Consider the following 17860-nt stretch of genomic DNA (forward strand, 5'->3'; position numbering starts at 1 on the left):
TTATCGATCCTCACTTATGCTTAGAATGATATTTACCGCCGTCCCTATGACCGCGAGGGCAACCCCCGTATCAAAAATCAGCGCGGAGGCCAGCTCAGTATCCCCGAATATCGGCAATTCGACGTGGCCGAAGGTTTGAGTTAGAAACGGCTCGCCGAAGATCACCCCGGCCATGCCGGTGAACACGGCGATCAGCACCCCAATCGCCGCGAGCTTCTTAAAATCCATGCGGATGTTCTCTCTCACCTTCTCGATCCCATAGGACAAGTACAGGAGAACAATGGCCGATGCCGTGCTCAGCCCGCCGATAAATCCGCCGCCCGGATGATGATGGCCGTTCATGAACAGGTAAATCGAAAAGGTTAAGATAATGACGGCCGCCACGCGGGTGACGCTTTTTAAAATCACATCATTCGGTTTCATTGGGTTCCCTCCTTTTGGAACGCTGATGAACCAAGAGATAGACGCCCAGCCCGGCGATCGTCAGCACGGATATCTCCAGCATGGTGTCAAAGCCGCGGAAATCCACGAGGATGGCGTTGACGATATTTTTGGCCCCGGCCAGCTCATAGGCATTTTCGAAAAACGAGGTGATTGGCTCGAACAGCTTATGTCCGTTCGCAGCTAAAGCCAAGAGACTTACCGTTAATCCCATCGCCATGGAAATGATCAGATTCGTCAGCTTAAACGATAGTCGTTCGATGCTCTTCTTCAGCTTCGGTAAATGGTAGAAGCACAGCAAGAACAGAACCGTGGTCACCGTCTCCACCACCATTTGCGTTAATGCCAAATCAGGAGCCCTGAAGATGACGAAGAACATCGAAATCATATACCCTATCGCCCCCAAAGCTACAATTGCGACGATACGATTCGAGGCGAACAAGACGGTGAAGGCCGCGATGATCATTGCCACCACCAGTCCGGCTTCGAAGATCCCGATAGGAGCATCCTTGGAGAAATCAAGACTCAAGCCATAGAATCCTAATAGGGAAGCCATTAGCAATATCACAAAAAATGAAAAGATATAAATGAGATAATGTCTCAGCGAACCCGTCATATATCCATCGGTCAGCGATCGCGAGAACTTCTCGGATCCTTCCAGCCCCTGATTAAACCAGTGATTTAGCGTCAGCTTCTGCGGGAAGCTTCGAAGGGCCGGAATCCATCGTTTCGTTGTCCGAAAGAGGAATACCCCCAAGAGGATGACGCCCACGGTCATCAGCAATTCAAGGTTTAGGCCATGCCACGCACTGATTTTGAGATCATAGGCCGTCACAGACATCATCGGCAATACCGCGTTCAAAGCGGGCGTTAAAATATATTTTCCGAGAACATTCGGGAAGAAGAAAATCACAATCACGAGCACACCCAAAACGATCGGTGAGATCAGCATTCCCAAAGGGGCTTCATGCACTTCTTTCATCAATCGTTCCGGACGGAAGCTGCCGCCGAAGGTTTTGAAGATAAAAATCATACAATACACAAAGGTGAATATGCTGGCTACCCAAGCCACGATCGGGAACAATAAGCCGATATGGCTAAGCCCAAAGATTCCCGCCTCAGCAACTTCATTGACCGCTGCAAAGAACATTTCCTTACTCAAAAAGCCGTTAAATGGCGGTAACCCAGCCATCGATAGACCGCCAACCAAGGCGATCGTAAACGTCACCGGCATCACCTGCAGCAAGCCGCCCAAATAGCGAATATCCCGCCGACCGGTCTCATGGTCAATAATGCCCACGACCATAAACAAGCTGCCTTTAAACGTGGAGTGGTTAAACAAATGAAATAGGGCGGCAAAGGTGGCTACCGTAAAGACCGTTCCGCTCTCCCCAGGCCCAAAATAAACTGCCAGCGAGCCGATCCCTAGCAAACACATGATCAATCCTAATTGACTGATCGTAGAATAAGCTAAGAGCGCTTTAAGATCGGTCTGTCTGAGCGCACTTAAGGAACCGTAAAGCAGCGTAATCAGCCCCACACCAGCGACCAGCCAGAACCAGACCGAGCTGCCGCCAAAGATCGGTGTCATTCGCGCCACCAAGTAAATGCCTGCCTTCACCATCGTTGCGGAATGGAGATAGCTGCTGACCGGAGTGGGTGCTTCCATCGCATCCGGCAGCCATATGCTAAAGGGGAACTGTGCCGATTTCGTAAATGCCCCCAATAACACGCACAGCATTGCCGGAATAAACAAAACATGATTTTGAATCAAATCCACGTTCGCAATCAATTCTCGAATGCTGTAGGTATCCGCCATCATAATCAACATAATGAATCCCGCTAACATGGCGATTCCGCCAAACACGGTTATCAACATCGCCTTCAACGCGCCTTGTCGGGAGCTTCGCCGCTCAAACCAATACGAGATCAATAAGAACGAGGACACGCTGGTCAACTCCCAGAAGCCGTAGAAGACCAGCAGGTGATCCGAGAATACGACGCCTAGCATGGCCCCCATGAACATCAGCAAATAGATGTAGAAGTTATGAAGCGCCTCCCGCTCCTTGGACATATAGAAGACCGAATAGAGAATAACCAGAGCCCCTACACCCGAAATCAGAAGCCCAAATAGGAGACCTAGTCCATCCACATAAGAAGTTAACTGGATATCTAACGTCGGAATCCACGGCAATGTATAGACATAGGTTTTCCCGCCTGCAACATCAGGTATATATTGTAATAAATAGACGAAGATGGATAGGGGGATAATGAGCACGAACCATCCTGTATGGACTTGACGATTCAAGTATTTATACAGAAAGGGTACGAGTATAGCACTTAACAACGGAAGAAAAATGAAGGTATAGAATGTAACCAAGCGCAATCCTCCTTACCTGAGAATCAATCTGACGATTATACGATTTGACGGGGGATGAAACATCCATTATAGTCGTACGTAGTTTATTGCAGCGCTCTATTATTATCCTTTGAGGTGAATAATACAAAATGGATCATCCATGTAATGAAAGTGTTCTGGTTTGCGTTTATTATGGGCCGAACGGAGAACGACTAATCAAACGTGGTTGCAAAATTGCTAACCTGATGAAGGCCCCGCTATATATACTGACGGTAGATCCCAAACCCTTCGACGAATTGGATGCAGATAAGGTATTTCATATCGAACAGTGGAAAGAGTATGCCAATTCCCACCCGACAGCACAGTTTATTATGAAGGACAATGAAAGCCGCCCTGTATATAAGGTCATTGCCGAAGTGGCTCGGGAGAAGAACATTACTCAAATCATCCTTGGACAGACGGCCCAGAGCCGTTGGGAACAAATGACGAAAGGGTCCATTATCAATGCCTTGATCCGGGAGATCCCCTTTGTGGACCTGCATCTGATTTCCGTTGCCCGTTATATTCCCGACGAGGAAGGGATTTATGAAAAGGGAGTTCGTGCTTACTTGATTAAAGACGGCGATCATTTTACCTTAAGCTTCAACCACCTCAAGGATGCCGAATATGAAGGGATTTTCTTCAAGGAAGCCAATACGGATTTCGATAATGGCATCTTCCGCTTTATGAAGGACGCTGAAACGCTTCAGGTCTTGGTCAAAGACGGAATCGTCAACGAACTCAAAAATGTGGACATTCAAACCGCGATGAATCGGGTCGCCGTAGAAGAACAGTAGGAAAAAGGGAATATTAACGAATGAGGGATAACAGACTCTCCGCATGCTTTATGTGGAGAGTTTTTTTGTGATTTGTCATGGCCAAACGGGAATGTTACAAATTAACGTCCACTTTGATCGGCAACCTTTCATTTTTATCAATCCCTAAATACTTTAAGGTTTCAGCGGTAGAGTGATGATGCAAGATCGACTTAATGATCGAGATGGCCACCCCTTTATAGTAGGCATGATAACCAAAGGTCTTGCGCAAAGTATGCGTTCCGATCTTCTCCGAAATGCCCACCTCTCTGGCCGAACGATTAATAATGCGATAAGCCTGCTGGCGGGTAATCGGCCGGCAATCCTTCTTGGACTTGAATAAGTAGTCCCCTGGCTGCCAATCGATCATGCTCAAATACTCCTTCAAAATTTCCCCGATATTGCAGTTGAGATAATGCGCCTGGTCTTCCCCTGTTCGTTCATTCTTCACGTAAAGGAACTGCTTCGGCTTCTCCCCGTCCCACACATCCTCGACTGTCAGACTAAGCAAATCGATCAAACTGATGCCTGTATTAATCCCCAGCACGAACAGTAATAAGTCTCGAACCGAATGTTTACGCAACTCCTCCTTCATCGCCTGAATGGTTTCAAGGTCTCGAATCGGATTAACAAACTCCACAGAGAATCCCTCCGCATAATGTTACATAATTTAATACTAACATACATTAAGTAACATCTCAATGGATGAGTGACTAAGATTCACCACACCGCCTATACCTTTAAAACAGGTATAGACAAAAATGAAAGAGGCCCCTCCATGTTTCAGAAATGGCCTCAAAAAAGACAACGAACCGTTATTCATATTTCAATAGTTGTCCAAAAGTTGTCCCTTTATAATAGATAAAAACAAAATCACGAAGGTGAAAAGGATGACAAACATTTTTTATGTCGAGTACGATGCAACACATAACAGCCAGTTTGTCTTTGACATTCCGAATGGACATGATTGTTGGTTATTAGTCATCACGCAAACTCCCGCATTATTTTGGGTAGAGGGAAGCTTGAAGGAATATCCGCCCCACTGTGCAGTGCTTTATAAGCCGCATCAAAAAATATATTACCGGGCTTGTGCTGAACAATATATCAATGACTGGATCCGCTTTGAAACCGATGAACCTTACGTGATTGAATCCTCTTTGCCCTTTGGAATTCCCTTTCCATTAGATGACCCTGAATACTGTCACAAGCTGTTCCAGCTGCTGGTCATCGAGAACTCATTCAACAAAGACTACAGGAGATCGTCCATTGATCATCTGCTCCGAACGCTGTTTAATAAATTGCTGGAGTCTTACTTCCGCGAAGACATTGCTCCTCAGCACTATAACCTGATCAAGCTGCGGGCAGCCATTCATAATAACCCTGCCCACCCCTGGACCGTGTCAGAAATGGCTGAAATTTTGAGCATCAGCCCAGGGTATCTTCAAGTCATCTACAAGAAGACCTTCGGACTTTCTTGTATGGATGATGTGATTCAATGCCGCATTCGCTTAGCTAAAGAATACCTCATACATAGTCACTACACAGTTGCAGAGATTGCGGAACGGTGCGGATATCGAAATGTAGAGCACTTCTGCAGACAATTCAAGCAAATGACCGGTACCTCGCCAAGGAAATATCCCAAGCTCAATACCGGTCCAAATATAAATAGAGATGATGATAAGACCAAATCATTGGAAATTAACCTTTGATGCCGGTCATGGTGATCCCCTGAACAAAATACTTTTGCCCGATAAAGAATAAAATGAGTACGGGAATGACCGTAATTAAGGATACCGCCATCAGCATCTGAATCTGTGAGGAACCGAAGGAATTCTGGAAAAATTGCAAACCGATTGCCAGTGTAAAGTTATGATCACTGTTTAAATAGATCAGTGGAGACATGTAGTCATTCCAATGGAAGGTCACCGACATGAGACCCACCGTAATCAAAGCTGGTTTGATAGCAGGCAGCAATATTTTGTAATAGATCTGAAAAGCATTAGCGCCGTCAATATATGCGGCTTCATCTAGGTCTTTCGGAATCGTCTTGAAGAATTGCCGCAGCAGAAAGATATTAAACGCACCTCCACCAAAAAAGGAGGGAATAATCAAAGGCATTAACGTGTCCAACCAGCCCAGCTTGGTAAACAAGAGGTAGGTCGGAACCAGAGTCACCTGACTGGGGAGCATCATCGTCGCAAGCACGACAGTAAACAGTACACCGTTAAACCGGGATTTAAATCGTGCAAAGCCATAAGCGACCAAAGAAGCCGAAATAACGGTTCCTAGCGTGGCAAGCACCGTTACGGTTAGGGTGTTCAATGTATACCGGGTGAAATCCGCATACTGCCAACCTTCAACGAAGTTATTCCATGTGAACGTCTTCGGAATGATTTTGGGAGGCAGGGTATAAGCTTCTGAAGGAATTTTAAGAGCAGTGGAAATCATCCATATAAATGGGAAGATAAAAATAACAGCTACGACCGTTAACACCAAATAACTCAACACGGCGGTAATCCGGTCGGTGGTTTTTTTACTTCTATAATAAGCCTCCATGGCTGCACCTCTCATATTAGTTATCGTAATATACCCAGTGTCTGGAGGTCCGGTTTACGATTTGAGTAATAATCATGATGACGATAAACAATAACCAGGCCAAGGTCGAAGCGTAACCCATCTCGTAATATTTAAAGCCGCTGTTGTAAATATGCATCATATACGTATAGGTTGCATAGCTGGGACCGCCTTCGGTCAAAATGTAGGGCTGCATAAAAATTTGGAAGCCGCCGATGATCCCCATGACCAGGTTGAAATAAAGCGTTGGCGTTACCAACGGCAAAGTAATCCGGGTGATTTTCACGAAACTGTTGGCCCCATCTATTTCAGCACTTTCATACAGGGCTTCCGGTATATCCTGCAGTCCTGCGAGAGTAATGATAATGGAATTGCCAATCGTCCAAATCCCCATAATGATAATCGCCGGCATCGCCCATCTGGTATCACTCAACCAACTAGGCCCATTGATGCCGAACAGAGATAGAAAATAATTCACAAGTCCAAATTGGGAGTTGAAAATCCATCCCCAGAGCAACGTCACCGCAACACCAGAGGTGATATAGGGAATGTAGAAGCTGGTTCGAAAGAAGCCCACTCCCTTGAGCTTTTGATTGAGCAACAGGGCAATCCCAAAAGATGCGAACAAGCTAAGCGGAACCGAAACGAGCACAAAGTAAAGCGTATTAACCAATGAACGGTAAAACAGTGTGTCCTCCTTGAAGGCCCTGACTAGATTGGCCAAGCCGATGAATCGGCCGGATCCGGCCATATCCATATTGGTGAACACTAAGATAATAGAGAAAACCATGGGATATAGGGTAAAGATCAAAAAACCCAAAAGCCATGGCGAAGTGAAGAGAAAGAAGTGCTTCTCCTCTCTTTTGGGGATTCTAATTTTTTGCACCTTCATTCTTTCGCCTCCGTGACTGCCTTCGCTTGAGATTATAGGAAGGGAGGATTCACGAATCCTCCCTTTCATCAACAGTTCATTCTTCTTTTGCTATGAATTATTTACTTTGATGGATCGAGTCAAAAGCGGCCTGGATTTGTGAAGCAAAGGCTCCTGCTGCTTCCTCTGCAGATTTGCCCTGAACCGTAACCTCCTGCCAGACCTGCTCATACAGATCGCCAGCTTTAGCGATGGATCCGCCCCAAGGGAACGTTATCGCATCCTGCAACCCCGTCACAAAATCCAACATGGAGATATCCGTTCCTTCAATCTTCAAGTTAGCGAATGTAGTATCGGCCGACTCCTTAAGTGCCGGAAGATTCACCTTACTGTACAGATCGCCTACCTCTTTATTGAGGGAAACCGTTTTAATATAAGCCCATGCAGCTTCTTTATTCTTGGAGTCTTTGTTCATCGCAAATCCCGTTTGGAATTTAATGTTAACCGTTTTTCCGGACGGATCCTTTGGCGGCATGACGATTCCCCATTCGAAGTTGGACCCGATATTTTTAGCAATCGTCGAGGCTTCAAAGAGACCAAGTGGATACATCGCTGCTTTCCCCGCCGCGAACATCTGATCCATCGGCATACTCTTGGCGGCAGCATCATCCGGCATCGCTTTAGCTTTCACGAGGTCGCCAAACAATTGGTATCCCTTCAGTGTATTTTCATCATCCAGTGTCTGCTTGGTCCAATCTTCATTATACGGCGCTCCACCGTAGACAAATGGGGCAAAGCTTTGCAAGATCCAGTGAGATACAATCCCATAAATTCGATTGGCTCCTTCACCTGAAGAAACCTGTTTTGCGATATTCGCAAAGTCATCCCAAGTCCAGTCGTTTGTCGGGTACGGAACACCTGCTTTGTCAAAAATTTCTTTATTATAGGCAATCATAAAGTCCGAAGCAGTTGCCGGCATGCCTTCGCGTTTTCCATCCGGATCCACATATCCTCCGTCAACGCCTTCTGTAAACAGGGCCTCAAGATCTAGCTGATCCCTTTCAATGTATGGGTTCAGATCTTCAAACCACTTGGTCCGCAGCCCCTTCCAGTCTGGAGACATCATGATCACATCACCGGCATTTCCTGCGGCCAGGGCTGCATCCAGCTTCACATCAACATTGTCCGCCGGAAGCCATACTTCATTCACCTTCACTTTAGGATATAGCTTCTTGAAGACCTTCGTAGCATCTTTTCGAGATTGAAGCTCCTCTCCGCCGCCCCATCCGAATACTGTAATTTCTCCTGAAATTTCTTGCTCTGAATTAGCACCATTCCCTGCAGCAGAGTCATTTCCTGTAGCCGTGTCACTTCCTGCAGCAGTGTTCCCCGCCTGATTACTGTTGCCGCCTCCGCAGGCGGTGAGTCCAGTCATGAAGACGACGATGAATAAAATGAGCAAATATTTTTTCATATGCAGATCCCCCTTTGCCGGATTCACGGATATGTGTTTCAAACGACAAATGAACATTAAGTCCTAAGTGGATTCCCTTGCATGATAATTGATCTATTCTTATTCCAGTACATTTAGCCTACGCCCCCGACCCAGCAGACACCTCCCATTTCATTAGCTTGGTTGTTCTTTTGCACTGATAGCGCTTCCAATGCTATTTAAAAAATAAAGCTTTTGCCTATTTGAAAACAATGATCTATCCTTATTGATTTTTGATATATAATCATATTTAAAATTTTACATTAATAGCAGCATTTCGGTTTTTTATAAAAAAGACGCCTCCGTTTCAGCAATATCTGCTGATCGAAGACGTCTATTCGAAGCAACTCAATTATCAAAATCTAGTTTAGCAAGCTGTTGCCAGCTAACTCCATTAACTCACGGATTGTCACAAACCGATACCCCTGGTCAGCCAATTCCGCAACAAGCACCCGAACGGCCTCAACTGTCTGAGTACGATCGCCATACCCGTCATGGAACAGGAAGATGCTGCCGTTATCAACAGTCGCCCTCGTCTGCTCCAAGATGTACTCTACGCCGGGTTGGGGCTGTTCCCAGTCCTTGGCCTCGCCATTGACGCAACCAATCACATCGTATCCGAACTCAGCTGCAAGCGAGAACACATCCTCATTCACGGCAAAATAAGGTGGTCTGAAACTCGAGGGATGACGCCCGGTCACACGTCGAATCCGCTCGCTCGCCTGTTTGATTTCCCCGCGCGCTTCCCCTTGAGTCAACAGCGTTAAATCAGGATGCGAATACGTGTGGTTCCCAATCTCATGCCCAGCGGCATGAACTTCCTTGGCGAGTTCTTCAAATGCATCCACCTCTTGACCAATCATGAAAAATGTCGCCTTCCCATTCACCTTCCGGAAAATATCCAGCACTTGTCTCGTAAATACGGGATGGGGCCCATCGTCGAACGTAAAGGCGACGACCTTCTCTCGGGTGGGGACCCGATGCACCAACGAACCATTGGACATGATGGTATTCCTCCGATTATCCGCGTTTTAACTCGCTTAATGTCTTCTAACCTCTCTCATTTCTCTCTAGGAAAACGACAACACCACCACCGACATCGGCGGCAATTTGACCGACAAGCTGCCTTCATTTACATCAGTAAACCCGTCAAAATCTTGCGGCTTCACCGTCTCTGGCTGATCAAAGGTATTGTGGGCATTCATATCCGTGTGGGTTAGGATGCGGCCCGTGACCTTCTTGGCCTCTCCCAATCCGCGCAACCGCAGCGTGACATCTGCCTGCTGATGCGGGTGAACGTTGCACAGACTGATGTCGATGGTGCCGTCTGCCCGTTTAGAGGCCGAACCGCTAACTTGAGGGATGGTATCCTCACCCATACGGTACTCGTCTGTCTCAAGGTGAAGCGCGAGGGCTTCCGCATCCTGATGGACCTTGAACATTTCAAAGACATGGTAGGTCGGAGTCAGTAACATCTTCTCGCCTTCGGTTAAGATCATCGCCTGCAGGACGTTTACGGTCTGGGCAATGTTCGCCATATGGACGCGATCGCAGTGACGATGGAAGATGTGAAAATGCAAGCCGGCGACGAGCGCATCCCGCATGGAGTTTTGCTGGTACAGGAAGCCGGGATTCGTGCCTGGCTCAACCTGGAACCAATTCCCCCATTCATCAATAATCAGCCCAATTCGTTTCTGCGGATCATATTGGTCCATAATCGCCGAATGGCGCTTGATTAACTCGTCCATATGAAGCGCCAGCTTCATCGTCTCAAACCATTCGGCCTCATCGAAGCCCAGCGCAGGGCGTTTGACCTCAAATCCACCCGGTACGGTATAGTTGTGCAAGCTGAGTCCATCCATCATCGGACCAGCTAGACGCATTAGCGTTTCCGTCCAATGGTAGTCATCGACATTGGCGCCCCCCGCTATTTTATAGATCCGGTTCTTCCCATAATTTCGGACATACGTTTGATACCGGCGATATTCGTCAGCGTAATACTCCGCCCGCATATTGCCGCCGCAGCCCCAGTTCTCGTTGCCGACGCCAAAGTACTTCAATTTCCATGGCTTCTCCCGCCCATTTTCTCGGCGCCAGTTGGCCATTGGCGATTCACCATCGAAGGTCATATACTCGACCCACTCTTGCATCTCTTGCACGGTGCCGCTCCCGACATTACCGCAAATATAAGGCTCTGCACCAAGCAGTTCACACAAATCAAAAAATTCATGCGTGCCGAAGTGGTTATTCTCCACCACGCCGCCCCAGTGGGTGTTCACCATCCGCTTGCGTTGCTCTCGCGGCCCGACGCCGTCCTTCCAGTGGTACTCGTCGGCAAAGCAGCCGCCCGGCCAGCGAAGCACCGGGATGTTCAAACCACGTAACGCCTCCACCACATCGTTCCGGATGCCTCGGGTATTCGGAATCGGCGAATCCTCGCCAACCCAAATCCCTTCATATATACAACGGCCGAGATGCTCAGCGAAATGTCCGTAGATATGGCGACTGATCGTTCCAACGGTCTGGTCAGCACTTACCGTCATCGTTGCCTTCATCGCAAGTTTCTCCCTTCACGCCTGTAATTGTCTTATCCTTTCACTGCACCTGCAATCATGCTCTGTTGTACTTGCTTGTTTAAGAGCAAATAAATGATCACCGTTGGGATGGTTGTGATCATAAGCCCGGCCCCAATAATGCCCCACTGCGTAATGTAGGTTCCGACCATCGACATCATTCCCACTGTTAATGTTTGATAATGCGTGTCATTAATGAATGTCACCGCAAACATCAGTTCATTCCAGCAGGAAAGGAAGGTAAAGATCGATACGGTGGCAATCGCCGGACGAATCAACGGAAGAATAATGGAGAAGTACGTTCTGTAGACACCGCACCCGTCCATCACCGCAGATTCTTCGAGTTCGCGAGGGACGCCTTTGAAGAAGCTTCCCAGAATGAACACCGCCATGGGAATCCCAAACGCCACATACGGGATAATCAGCGACCAGTAAGTATTCAGCAAGTGCAAGCTCTTCAACACCATGAACAGCGGCAGCAAAGCCGCATGAATGGGAACCATCATCCCAAGCAGAATTAAAGTCATCGTTGCGTTGCTAAGCTTCCAATTCATTCTCGTGATGGCGTAAGCGGCCATCGAGGAGAGAATCAGCACCAGGATGATAGAGGCCGCAGTGACCAACACGCTGTTGCCGAAATAATTCATCACATTACCATCAGATAACGCTTTGGTATAGTTACTCCATAGAAGCTTCTTCGGGAAACCCGCGACATCGCCGCTGAAGATTTCACTATTGTCTTTCAACGAGAAGAACGCCAGCCAAATAAGGGGATAGACCTGAACGAACGCTACGATGATGAGAAAAAATTGCAACAGGAATTTTCCCAAGAAGACTCGCTTGGGCAACCTTACTTCTGCAGTATTCAATATGCTCCCCCCTATTCGGTCTTGAAGAATTTATTAATCAGAATCGTAAACACCAAGCATTCTAGAATAATAAAGACAGATACCGCGCTGCCATATCCATATCTGTACGTATTAAAAATAGTCGTGTACATCAACGTGCTTGGTACCTCAGTAGCAAACAGCGGCCCGCCGCCCGTAAGTACATATACCAGATCAAAGACTTTGAAGGCTCCGATAATGGAGAAGACAAGACATACTTTCAATATAGGCCTCATCAGCGGGATTGTAATGGAGAAGGCCGTCCGAATACGGGAAGCTCCGTCCATTTTCGCCGCTTCGAAGATTTCCTGCGAGATCGATTTCGCTCCGGCATACATCAGGAGCATATGATAACCGACATACTGCCAGAGGGTTGGAATGAAAGAAGCCGCGAGTGCGGTCTTCTTCTGACCGAGCCAGTCCTGGGCTAATTCAGACAAACCAATATTCTCAAGCAATGTATTTAAAAGGCCGTAATCCGCATTGTAGATTTTGGACCATAATTGCGCGATCACAACGGTGGAGATCAGTACCGGAATAAAGTACACCGTTCTATAAAAGCCCTCGCCTTTGACCGAAGATGCCAAAATCAAGGCAAGCAACAGAGAAATCGGCAATTGAATGAAAACAGACGCTGCCGCAAACAGGAAGGAGTTTCGGATCGACAGTAAAGCCCGGGAATCCGTAAACATCTCCACATAATTATCTAGTCCAACAAACGTTCCCTTACCGACGCCATTCCAATCCAATACGCTATAATAACTCGATACGAAAATCGGAACTAAGACGATCCCGCAAAAAATGAGAAGGGTAGGAAGCACAAATATCGCGATCGCTTTCTTATTGGAAAAAACTGTGTTCATGTGAGTTCTCCTCTCAAAGATGTGGTCAGGGATCCCCCTGACCACATCTGGTTTGAGATTATACTAGAATCAAAGTTTGAGTTCCGTCGGTTGGAGCTGCGCCATCTGTTTACAGAACTCTTCCGGCGTAATGTCACCAGCAAGAAGCGATGCAATCAAGTTCTTATGCGTTTCCGCAGATTCGGCAGGGAGAATATTATCCCACCAGGTAATAAACGAAGTCGCTGTCGACATAATCTCGGCAGCCGAACGATCCAGCGAAGAGAGGCTCGATGTGTCTAGTCCATCGATTTTCCAGCTTGGGAGACCCGCTCCTGCCAGATAGCCTTGCGTTCCGAGCTGTTCACTCAAATACATCAAGAAATCAACGGCTTCTTTAGGATGCTTCGTGTTGCTGCTGATGTAGAAACCATCCACCGCTCCGCCAAAAATTTCCGTCACCTTACCTTTACCATCTTCAAATACAGGGAATGGAACGACTTGAACCTTGCCTTTTGTCGCCGAGGACGGATCCTCAATGCCTGCATTTACCCAGTTCGCTTGGAACATCATCGCACCGCTGCCCGCATTAAATGCCCCCAGCATCTCGTCATAGCTCATGCTCAACATGCTGCTGTTGAATGCCCCAACCTTCGCGAGTTCCTGCATTTTGGCAGCTGCAGCGACGAAATCCGGCGAATCCCATTTGGATGGATCTTTGAAGGCTTCGATCACCGCATCATATCCTGCCTGACGCATCGCGATAATGTCATACCAATACATGCCCGGCCAGCGGTCTTTCTCGCCGATCAACGCCGGTGTAATTCCTGCTGCCTTCAATTTCTCTACCGCATCAAGCAGTTCGGTATAAGTGGTTGGAATTTTGGCTCCCGCTTTATCGAACAGCTCGGTATTCACATAGAGATTGGCAATATGGGTGTAAACGGGGAGAGTATAAATTTTGCCGTCGGTTTCAATCGCTTCGGCCATCCCCGGCCCCATCTTGGACTTGATTTCATCTGTCAAATAGCTGGAGATTTCCAGCACGTTGCCGGATTCAATGTAAGGCTGCATGAAGCTTCCGCCGCCCATACCGTAAAAGAGGTCAGGTGCTTCGTTGGCCGCCAGCGATGTTTTGATTTTCGTCTTATACTGCTCGCCTGTCGTACCTGTTCGTTCAACCTGGATGTTGGGATGCTCTTTGTTCCACTTCTCAACAATTTCCGGCAGCAATTTTGCCGATGGATCCGTATTCCCTACGGATTGATCCCAAAGCGTCAACTTAATGGAATCGCTTCCACTTCCGCCCGAAGATTTCTCTCCGGAGGAATTGGATGAGCACGCTGCTAAGCTTCCTGCGAGACCTACTGCTAAAACGATACTCATGGATCTTTTTAATAACGCTTTCATCTCTTTGACCTCCCAATAGAATTCGATGCATCTAAAGCCATTTTAGGGAAGTCGGCGGGAATCCTCCATTCACAAAACGCACATCCCCTTATAAAATTCGATCATCCTTATTGGCATTTTCCAACCCGATACTCGTTCATTGATCTGCCCATGGCCTTCTTAAATAAGATGCTAAAATAATGCGGGTCCGTAATCCCCACCTGTGCCCCAATCTCGTAACCTTTTAAATCGGTTGTTTTGAGAAGCGTCTCCGCTTTCTTCATACGCAGGTTCGTCAAGTACTCGACGAAGGTCTGCCCCGTCTCCTTCTTCATCAACCGTCCCAAATGACCCGGACTCACAAAGAAGGCTGCCGCGGTACTAGCCAACCCCACCTCCGGATCTCCCAGATTTTCTTCCAGGTAGGCTTTCACCTGACTGATCAGGTTCCCTTCCTTGTCTTGCCTCTTCGACAAAATTGCCTCCGAAACCACAACGACGTAGCGCTCCAAGGTTTGGACTAGTTCCGGCAAATTGTCGGCTGTCATGACAGCGAGCATCGTTTCTTTAAGTAGCCCCTGTTCTTCCTCAATCTCTTGCTCTGTGATCGCACGCTGGCATTCATGGATCACATCCAACGCGGCCATACGGAAATCCGATTCACTTGAGAATGACAGATCAAAAATCTGGCTTAGCAGCTGCACTGCACGTTCGGACGATCCGACGCTAACATAAAACTGCAGCTGTCGCAGAAGCTCTGGATCGGATTGGTACGTCTCTTCCCGGTTCCCGATCATTTCTTCATAACATACGACTTGATTATTCCCGACGAAGGCTTTGTAGCGGATGGCTCGGCAGGCCTCTTGATAGCTCAGACGTGCGTCTTGCACATTCTCACGCTTTCGGCCGACTCCAATATTGACCAGGCATTGAGTGGAATCGAGGAGACAAGCCATCAGTGATTCACAAGTCTCCGCGAGCTCTCTCCCCGGATAAAATGAGACGAGGATGAATTGATTACGGGTCTCGGATAAGATCTCAACCAGCGGATCGTTCTGGAAAAACAGCTCGATCTGATGCTTGCACACCAGCCCCAGCATAATCAGCTGCTCCTCAGTGTGTTTCTCGGAGACCGGAGCGATCTCGACAACAGCAACCTGAAACCCGCTGCTCTGCCGGAATGCAGGTAATTTGAAGTAATCGGCCTGCTCTACTATTTCCTCCCGAGACAACGTGCCGTTCAACCACTGAAATAGAAATCTTTCGCGCAGATAGGGCAAGTTCCGCTCCATCTCCTCCTTCATCTTTGAGATTTCCTTGGCCCGTGTTCGCTCTTCATGAATTTTCTGCTTGAGATTCCCCGCAACATGAAGCAGGTCCGAGGCTCGGATGGGCTTCAATAGGAAGTCGAAGATCCCAATTTTGATGCCCTGCTGTGCGTATTCGAACTCGTCATGACCGCTCACAACCACGATTTTGATGTGTGGATACCTCTCGAGTACTCTTCGGCTAAGCTCAATCCCATCCATATTGGGCATATAAATATCGGTAAAGATAATATCTGGATTCTGCTCCTCCACCAGCTCCAGCGCTTCTTGGGCATTGGAGGCTTCCCCCGTGATCTCGAAGCCCTCCTGTTCCCAATCGATACGTAAACGAATCAAATTCCGAATCAAATGTTCATCATCAACGATCAAAACCTTTAATTTTTCCATGGCGAATCTACTCCAATCGGTAAGGTTAAAGTAATTGTCGTTCCGACTCCAGGTTCACTATCAATATGTAAAACATCTCGATCATCATAAAAGATCCGCAATCGTTCCTTGGTTCCCCAAAGCCCAAAGCTCTTGATCTGACCTTGTCTTTCCGTAAGTAAGATTTCCTCGATTTCCTCCTTCGACATCCCCACGCCGTCATCTGATATGGTGATGACCACAGCAGAATCTACAGATCTCGTGCTGATTCGTATGATGCCTTTGGTTCCTTTAGGTCTTATGCCATGATACAGCGAGTTCTCAACCAACGGCTGCAGCACCAGCTTGGGAATTGGGATCATGGCACATTCCCTATCTACCTCGAACTGGGCCTCGAAGACATTGTCGTACCGTACGCTCTGGATCTTCAAATAATTGCGGACCATCTCAATTTCTTCCGAAACGGTAATGACGTCCTGACCTTTGCTAACACTTAAGCGATAGTAGGTTCCCAACGCCTCGATCAGCCCACATACCTGCTCATTGTCTCCGGATAGTGCCAGCGAAGTAATGGAGTCCAACGTGTTGTATAGGAAGTGAGGTTTGATCTGAGACTGAAGCGCATTGAGTTCTGCTCTGCGTATCGTCTTCTGTTCTTCGATGACGCGCTTTAACAGTTGATCAATTTGCTCAATCATCTGGTTATATCCGTCGTACAACTGTTCCATCTCGAAGCTGTTCCGCTCAGCGCTGACCTTCATGAAGTTCCCGCTTGGCGCTCGATTCATAGCCCGCAGCAGCTTCTGAATCGGCTTAATAATGCTGCGCGAGATGATAAAGGAGCTAACGAAGAAAATCGTTCCGTTAATGAGCAACAGCCCGAAAGCCAACAGGACCAAAGATTGATTTCGGAACTCCATGTTCTTATGCGGCGAGAGGCTCACGAACTTCCAGTTATAAGCCCCGCCCGACAAATAAGTTACCGTATATTTCAGGGAGCCTAAATGGACGATTAAATTCCCTGAGTCACTTTGCTGAAATCGATCCTCTAGTAATGCTAGGTTAGTATTCAACAGCTCAAATATTGCCGATCTTCCGGGCTCATCCGTGGAATCAGCAACAATGGTCTGATTATTCTCATCCAGAATGGCAATTTGCAACGAAGTTTCACTGAGCAGATTCGAATAGGCTTGTACCAACGCATCATCCTTGATCTCGATGACCAATACCCCAAGGGGTGCTGTGTTATCGAGATCCCGAATCAACCGGATGAAGGAAACGATATTCCCGCCGGATGTCCCCTCCGCGCCTCTACGATCCAGTCTCAGAATATATTTGCCGTTATTGCTCAATACCTGTTCGTACCAAGGGGCGTCCTTGATGTTCACCTCCATGTACGTCGGCAGCTCCTGGGTGGCAACTGAAAAACGATGTCCTCCATTATCGTAAATATGTACCGAGTCGATAATCGGAACCGCTTGCATTAAGTTGTATAAATAAGCGCTGACCTTCGATTGGGTTTGAAGGTTAGCATACACATCCCCTTGCCGAAGCAAGTTCTGCAGATTGCGGTCCGAGAAAATCATCTTCGAATAGTTGTTCACATTCTCGATCATCAGGTCTATGTTCGTTCGAATCGATGTAATCGTTTGCAAAGATGCTTCGTTAATTTTCTTCTGGGCGGAGTTCGCCGCGATTTGATTCAATACCAAGTAGCTGAAGCCTACGGTCAGCAGTATGACCAAGAAATAGGCAGACGGGATCTTAAATGCTAGTTTTCTTGGTTTACCGTAACTCATCATTCTAAAGCTGTCCCTGAGTTGTGCCCTCATTTCATCGGCCTCCTGCTTCTGATGCGAATATCTATAACCCCCATTATATAAC

The 17860-nt window shown here is 47.4% G+C and carries 15 protein-coding genes; 2 read left to right on the top strand and 13 right to left on the bottom strand.

Going from position 1 to position 17860, the window contains the following annotated elements; genetic code table 11:
- Together RW092_RS13740 and RW092_RS13745 are read right to left on the bottom strand one after the other, a co-directional pair.
- The gene (locus RW092_RS13740) at nucleotides 1-423 is read right to left on the bottom strand and encodes a Na(+)/H(+) antiporter subunit B (protein WP_016313896.1); all 423 of its coding nucleotides are present in this window, start codon (nucleotides 421-423) and stop codon (nucleotides 1-3) included.
- Nucleotides 410-2821 (bottom strand): Na+/H+ antiporter subunit A, encoded by a 2412-nt coding sequence (locus RW092_RS13745; protein ID WP_036699853.1) that lies wholly within the window; start codon nucleotides 2819-2821, stop codon nucleotides 410-412. Before RW092_RS13745 ends, RW092_RS13740 begins: the two co-directional genes overlap by 14 nt.
- 128 nt (nucleotides 2822-2949) lie before the next feature.
- Here RW092_RS13745 and RW092_RS13750 point away from each other — a divergent pair, with 128 nt between their 5' ends.
- Nucleotides 2950-3636, top strand: coding sequence for a universal stress protein (locus RW092_RS13750; RefSeq protein ID WP_016313898.1), 687 nt, complete (start codon nucleotides 2950-2952; stop codon nucleotides 3634-3636).
- 94 nt (nucleotides 3637-3730) lie between these two features.
- On the opposite strand, the gene RW092_RS13755 is transcribed toward RW092_RS13750, so the two are convergent.
- A complete protein-coding gene (locus RW092_RS13755; RefSeq protein WP_009224905.1) occupies nucleotides 3731-4294 on the bottom strand; it encodes a tyrosine-type recombinase/integrase in 564 nt (187 codons plus the stop codon).
- A gap of 250 nt (nucleotides 4295-4544) precedes the next feature.
- Here RW092_RS13755 and RW092_RS13760 point away from each other — a divergent pair, with 250 nt between their 5' ends.
- Nucleotides 4545-5363, top strand: coding sequence for a helix-turn-helix transcriptional regulator (locus RW092_RS13760; protein WP_016313900.1), 819 nt, complete (start codon nucleotides 4545-4547; stop codon nucleotides 5361-5363).
- Here RW092_RS13760 and RW092_RS13765 read toward each other — a convergent pair.
- The 10 genes from RW092_RS13765 to RW092_RS13810 all read right to left on the bottom strand — a co-directional run bounded on the left by RW092_RS13765 (nucleotide 5353) and on the right by RW092_RS13810 (nucleotide 17808).
- On the bottom strand, nucleotides 5353-6210 hold the full coding sequence (locus RW092_RS13765) for a carbohydrate ABC transporter permease (protein WP_316010472.1): 858 nt from the start codon (nucleotides 6208-6210) through the stop codon (nucleotides 5353-5355). The two genes, RW092_RS13760 and RW092_RS13765, sit on opposite strands and share 11 nt — an antisense overlap.
- Before the next feature lie 16 nt (nucleotides 6211-6226).
- Entirely contained in the window at nucleotides 6227-6985 is a 759-nt protein-coding gene (locus RW092_RS13770; RefSeq protein ID WP_232228318.1) for a carbohydrate ABC transporter permease, read from the bottom strand.
- A gap of 232 nt (nucleotides 6986-7217) precedes the next feature.
- Nucleotides 7218-8573: an ABC transporter substrate-binding protein gene (locus RW092_RS13775; protein WP_009224909.1), complete on the bottom strand. Its 1356-nt coding sequence runs from the start codon at nucleotides 8571-8573 to the stop codon at nucleotides 7218-7220.
- Nucleotides 8574-8953: 380 nt separating this feature from the next.
- Nucleotides 8954-9595, bottom strand: coding sequence for a polysaccharide deacetylase family protein (locus RW092_RS13780; RefSeq protein WP_016313904.1), 642 nt, complete (start codon nucleotides 9593-9595; stop codon nucleotides 8954-8956).
- A 66-nt stretch (nucleotides 9596-9661) separates the two neighbouring features.
- Entirely contained in the window at nucleotides 9662-11146 is a 1485-nt protein-coding gene (locus RW092_RS13785; protein ID WP_316010473.1) for an alpha-N-arabinofuranosidase, read from the bottom strand.
- Nucleotides 11147-11178: 32 nt separating this feature from the next.
- Nucleotides 11179-12033, bottom strand: a complete 855-nt coding sequence (locus RW092_RS13790) for a carbohydrate ABC transporter permease (RefSeq protein ID WP_051416888.1) — start codon at nucleotides 12031-12033, stop codon at nucleotides 11179-11181.
- Between the two features lie 11 nt (nucleotides 12034-12044).
- Entirely contained in the window at nucleotides 12045-12914 is an 870-nt protein-coding gene (locus RW092_RS13795; protein WP_016313907.1) for a carbohydrate ABC transporter permease, read from the bottom strand.
- Between the two features lie 69 nt (nucleotides 12915-12983).
- Nucleotides 12984-14303 carry an extracellular solute-binding protein gene (locus RW092_RS13800; protein WP_009224914.1) on the bottom strand — a complete coding sequence of 440 codons (1320 nt, stop codon included), beginning with the start codon at nucleotides 14301-14303 and terminating at the stop codon, nucleotides 12984-12986.
- 107 nt (nucleotides 14304-14410) lie between these two features.
- The gene (locus tag RW092_RS13805; protein WP_316010474.1) at nucleotides 14411-15997 is read right to left on the bottom strand and encodes a response regulator; all 1587 of its coding nucleotides are present in this window, start codon (nucleotides 15995-15997) and stop codon (nucleotides 14411-14413) included.
- The gene (locus RW092_RS13810; RefSeq protein ID WP_316010475.1) at nucleotides 15985-17808 is read right to left on the bottom strand and encodes a cache domain-containing sensor histidine kinase; all 1824 of its coding nucleotides are present in this window, start codon (nucleotides 17806-17808) and stop codon (nucleotides 15985-15987) included. The genes RW092_RS13805 and RW092_RS13810 overlap by 13 nt, the downstream gene beginning before the upstream one ends.
- Nucleotides 17809-17860: the final 52 nt, after the last annotated feature.

The sequence above is a fragment of the Paenibacillus sp. 3LSP genome (assembly GCF_032465655.1).
GTDB classification, from domain to species: Bacteria; Bacillota; Bacilli; order Paenibacillales; family Paenibacillaceae; genus Fontibacillus; species Fontibacillus barengoltzii.

What these genes read in the sequence shown, in the direction of transcription:
- RW092_RS13740 (WP_016313896.1), bottom strand. Translation starts at nt 423, where the DNA reads ATGAAACCGAATGATGTGATTTTAAAAAGCGTCACCCGCGTGGCGGCC.
- RW092_RS13750 (WP_016313898.1), top strand. Translation starts at nt 2,950, where the DNA reads ATGGATCATCCATGTAATGAAAGTGTTCTGGTTTGCGTTTATTATGGG.
- RW092_RS13760 (WP_016313900.1), top strand. Translation starts at nt 4,545, where the DNA reads ATGACAAACATTTTTTATGTCGAGTACGATGCAACACATAACAGCCAG.
- RW092_RS13765 (WP_316010472.1), bottom strand. Translation starts at nt 6,210, where the DNA reads ATGGAGGCTTATTATAGAAGTAAAAAAACCACCGACCGGATTACCGCC.
- RW092_RS13770 (WP_232228318.1), bottom strand. Translation starts at nt 6,985, where the DNA reads ATGGATATGGCCGGATCCGGCCGATTCATCGGCTTGGCCAATCTAGTC.
- RW092_RS13775 (WP_009224909.1), bottom strand. Translation starts at nt 8,573, where the DNA reads ATGAAAAAATATTTGCTCATTTTATTCATCGTCGTCTTCATGACTGGA.
- RW092_RS13780 (WP_016313904.1), bottom strand. Translation starts at nt 9,595, where the DNA reads ATGTCCAATGGTTCGTTGGTGCATCGGGTCCCCACCCGAGAGAAGGTC.
- RW092_RS13785 (WP_316010473.1), bottom strand. Translation starts at nt 11,146, where the DNA reads ATGAAGGCAACGATGACGGTAAGTGCTGACCAGACCGTTGGAACGATC.
- RW092_RS13795 (WP_016313907.1), bottom strand. Translation starts at nt 12,914, where the DNA reads ATGAACACAGTTTTTTCCAATAAGAAAGCGATCGCGATATTTGTGCTT.
- RW092_RS13800 (WP_009224914.1), bottom strand. Translation starts at nt 14,303, where the DNA reads ATGAAAGCGTTATTAAAAAGATCCATGAGTATCGTTTTAGCAGTAGGT.
- RW092_RS13805 (WP_316010474.1), bottom strand. Translation starts at nt 15,997, where the DNA reads ATGGAAAAATTAAAGGTTTTGATCGTTGATGATGAACATTTGATTCGG.
- RW092_RS13810 (WP_316010475.1), bottom strand. Translation starts at nt 17,808, where the DNA reads ATGAGGGCACAACTCAGGGACAGCTTTAGAATGATGAGTTACGGTAAA.